We start from the raw sequence: 3,992 nt of genomic DNA, 5'->3' as shown, positions 1-3,992 counted from the left end.
ACTTCAGCAATGGATTGCCAGCCTTCCTAATTATATCAAGGCTTATTTGTCGATTTCAGTCTGCGAAGTTTGAGTTACTTATATAAACTAGAAAGGGATTGAATAGCTATGAAAAAGATCACTTGGAATAGAGAGAAACTTTGGAAAGGATGTATGTTGGCTTCAATCGCTCACGCAATAAACGTTGCACACTACCCAGAATTTGCTCACGAACAGTCTTGGGATGGCTTCAATTACAACGTACAGGATAGTTCTGGCACACGTGGGACAATAACATTCCATTCTAACTACTTAGTAGCCGCCTTTCGTAATGATAATAACGAAAGGGTATCAGACTATAAAAATGCTTTAGAATACTTTAAGGATGCACCCGAAGAAGTAAAAGAGTTAGCCACAGCTGAAACGCTCCAATATTTGTTAGAAGATATTAATGGAAAGACAGTACCTATGATTACTGCTGCTTTTTGGGGAACTGGCGAGGAAATCTATTCACAAGAGGAAATTGATGAAGTGATTGAAAACGGTGGCTTTCTCTTAGAAAGACAAACAATGGACATAGAAACTGCTATTGCTGAATGGCAAGAGGATGCTGAAATGACTAATGTACAAATTAACCTACTAAAGTCTATCTTCCATCGTAAAATAGAAAATCCCTATAAAACCATTGTTTTAACCGCAGAGGAAATTCAAATGATTGAATCTGAAGATGAAGAAGGGTTAGCTGAAAGCAGAATTTCTTTTGAGGAAATAGATATCGAGTGGGAAGTATAAAAATTCGGTACCTATTGGAATAAGAGGCTGTTACATAACTAAAGGGTTCCTTCATAAAGCCAAAAATCTCTAAATTAACAAACATGATAAGTAGAAAAACCTAACTATTCTGAAACATTTCATGAGCGTTTCATTCTATAGTTCGGTTTTTTTGTTAGTTGAAACACTTTCGTCACAGTCTCTTACTATTATTTCAATTTGCAACAATAGTTACGTAGCTGAACATTATTAATTATACATCCATCAGTTTCAATACGGTTTCATTCTATCGGAAGGTATATCCAAAACAATTTTGGGAAATTTCATTATAATAACAACATCTAGTATCTTAAGTATTATTTTTAAACAGGCGTGTTGATTAGGAAAAAATAAGTTTATTATTGAGCGATAAAAGGATTTTTTCGTTACCACTTTGCCAATATATTTCCATTTTAACTGATTGTAGCGTAGGGCTACTCGACTCCCGCGGGAAAGCGAGACAGACGAGACCCTGCACGGAGCGAAGCGGAGGAAGCGGAGGAAGCGGAGGAAGCAGAGGAAGCGGAGGAAGCGGAGGAAGCAGAGGAAGCGGCTCGACGCTCGCCCGCAGGAAAGCGAGTAGCCCGTAGCGGAAATCAGCCTCTTTGGATGTATAAAAATGGTTAATCAACACACCTGATTTTTAAAACTATTTTTTCAGCTCAACTTTTCTAAGATTGAATTAACTTTTTCTAAATATAAGTCTGAATCTTCCTCTTTTATCTCAAAAAGAATTCCTTTAATTAATTGTTTTGTAGGATCACTTACATTCTCTAATGCATTGATATATGATATTATCAAATTTTCTGAGTTTAAAAGTGTCCGATGAATTCTCTCAGCCCAAAATTCTGCGTGAGGCAACATTTTAGGTATACTAATAGCAAGTTTATATAATCCTTCTTCCCACCCAGAATTTTCAGCAATATAAAATATTGTTTCAATAAGGTCGTCGCCTGCCGAAGGTTCTGCAATATCATCCTCAAAAATCGTACAAAGGTCAGGAATTAAATCATTCGTCCCTCTATGTGATAATTCATTAAGTATATTTTCAAACTCTTCAATATTGTCACCTTCGTTTTCTAGAAAACGCATTTTGTATAAAGTGGAAATACTTTCTTTGAAATTCATTATATTTTACTCCTTTTTACATTTATTACTTCGGCTTATCAAAAATCTTCATATTATTGCTCTTGTATTCTTCATATTATTCGTTATATTCTTTCAACTTACCTTTATTTTCTTTATTAAATAATCCATCTTCTTTAAGAATTCTCCTTAAATCATTTATATCAAATGCTAGAGAGCATCTCGTGGCTTCAAAGACATGTATAGATCAACATCTTCTGGTCTTGTTCTTTATTCAATCCATATGTAAAGGTTCTTCAATGCCTTCCCCTTGTCCTGGAACTTTGGGTATTATGATTCTTTTGTAAAAAACTATTTTTCACCTTGTCGGATCAAAATAGGCACACCTAACAATTTATTTTTCTATTTCTAGTATTAAACTTTCCAAATTCAAAATATCTTTATTAACTTCATTATTTAATACTCTTAATTCTTCGATATATAACTTAGTTTTATTTACTACTTCTGTTTTGAGGTTCTCATAACTAACTTGTTTATCTTTCCAATACTGATGAATTAAATTAGGCATTTCTTTCGTTTCTATTGCCCCACTTCCTTCAGGTTTATCAGCAGTAACTTTACTTATTTTCACTATATTTTTTTCTTTTATTAGTTCAATCCAAATCTTTGGTTTTTCAATATCACTGATTAAAACATAGTTTTCAGTTTTCGAAATTAATACAGCTTTTAAAAAATAATACAACCACCAATAAATAGAGACTGAAAACTCATCAATATCTTCAGGGATAAAAATACCATAAGTTTCATTATCAATTTCAAATTGAAAATATCCATCTGCCCCATTGAGCTCCATTTCCTCTACGCTATCATTTTCAAATATTTTGAAACTAATTTTGAACATCATTTTCCACCTTATTCAGGCATTCTACAAACATCCTCAACTATAAATTTATGTCATCCATATACACTACCTAATTGAACATCTGGATGAATAATAAATACGCTTACAATTGCTCATACATAGTAATAGAAAGCCCTAATTCCCCCATAATTTCATCCCCTATTTCAATAATAATATTTTTATTAGGAAACAATTCTTTTACCCTTTTATCCCAAAAATATACTAATGCCTTAGCAAACTCATCGATTATTTTATCATTCTCCATTGACTGAGTATAACTACCAATAAAAAAATCACCCAAACTTCTACTATTTACCCATTGCTCTATTTTAATTTTATCTCCATTAAACTGTTCTTCAAGTCTTCTAATTCTCTCAAGTGCATTTTCTCCTTCTGCATCAAACAAATCTGAAATAAAAATATACCCATTTATTTCAATTATATCTGGGCAGAGTGTGTACGCAATTGCTAAAAAATCATCAATACTACAGCAATTTGCTGAATGATTAAATAGACTTACTCCCTTTTGCTCTTCGAATTCCTCAAATATTTGATTATCAACTATACCTTTATTTAATTTATAACTTGGCATTTTGTCACCCTCCAAACTCATTCCACTTGTTGTTAGCAATTCTATTCCAGTGTTAGCCCTATCAAATAATTGTCAAGTTAAAATCATTATGTTATTTAGACTCTTCTATCAATTGTATAGGGAAATTAAAAAATCTGATAAAGTATCACTGACCTTATTAAAATCATCTAATTCTACACTTTCATCATAACGATATACCGCTGGATCGTCCCCATCATTTAAATTAAAAAACCAGAACATATATCCTTGATGCATCATAAATATAAACTGATTATCTGTGAGCTTTTTTATGAAATTATTTTCCTCCAAAAGTTCAATAGCCCACTCTTTTAAATCAATAATATACTTCATCGAATAATCGGTACCAACTAAAAATTCAATTCCATTACCAGCTTTATTCATGAAATCCAAATAGGTTTTAGGAAGTGTTCGAGTTGGAGATAATTTTACTAATTTTGATCTATCATCCTTACTGCAGGGTTTCATTGGATAAGAGTCCTTCTCTAAGGATGTCAAGAAGTCCTCTATCTTACTACTTTTATAAAAGTTCAGGCGTGTTGATTAGGAAAAAATAAGTTTATTATTGAGCGATAAAAGGATTTTTCCGTTACCACTTTGCCAATA

The 3,992-nt window shown here is 32.4% G+C and carries 5 protein-coding genes; 1 reads left to right on the top strand and 4 read right to left on the bottom strand.

Translation table 11 applies throughout. The features are described from left to right. Positions 1-108: 108 nt before the first annotated feature. A complete protein-coding gene (locus AMS59_RS23545; RefSeq protein ID WP_369814359.1) occupies positions 109-771 on the top strand; it encodes a hypothetical protein in 663 nt (220 codons plus the stop codon). Positions 772-1,446: 675 nt separating this feature from the next. Here the strand turns inward: AMS59_RS23545 and AMS59_RS23540 are convergent. The 4 genes from AMS59_RS23540 to AMS59_RS23525 all read right to left on the bottom strand — a co-directional run bounded on the left by AMS59_RS23540 (position 1,447) and on the right by AMS59_RS23525 (position 3,854). Continuing rightward, positions 1,447-1,917, bottom strand: a complete 471-nt coding sequence (locus AMS59_RS23540) for an Imm30 family immunity protein (protein WP_053486135.1) — start codon at positions 1,915-1,917, stop codon at positions 1,447-1,449. 352 nt (positions 1,918-2,269) lie between these two features. After that, complete coding sequence (locus tag AMS59_RS23535) at positions 2,270-2,776, bottom strand: hypothetical protein (RefSeq protein WP_053486134.1); 507 nt, start codon at positions 2,774-2,776, stop codon at positions 2,270-2,272. A 103-nt stretch (positions 2,777-2,879) separates the two neighbouring features. Further along, positions 2,880-3,368 carry a hypothetical protein gene (locus AMS59_RS25705; protein ID WP_053486133.1) on the bottom strand — a complete coding sequence of 163 codons (489 nt, stop codon included), beginning with the start codon at positions 3,366-3,368 and terminating at the stop codon, positions 2,880-2,882. Positions 3,369-3,476: 108 nt separating this feature from the next. Beyond that, positions 3,477-3,854: an SMI1/KNR4 family protein gene (locus tag AMS59_RS23525; protein WP_082337780.1), complete on the bottom strand. Its 378-nt coding sequence runs from the start codon at positions 3,852-3,854 to the stop codon at positions 3,477-3,479. Positions 3,855-3,992 lie beyond the last annotated feature (138 nt).

Source organism: Lysinibacillus sp. FJAT-14745 (genome assembly GCF_001275675.1).
Lineage (GTDB): Bacteria > Bacillota > Bacilli > Bacillales_A > Planococcaceae > Lysinibacillus.
This window is presented reverse-complemented; position numbering and strand designations above follow the sequence as displayed.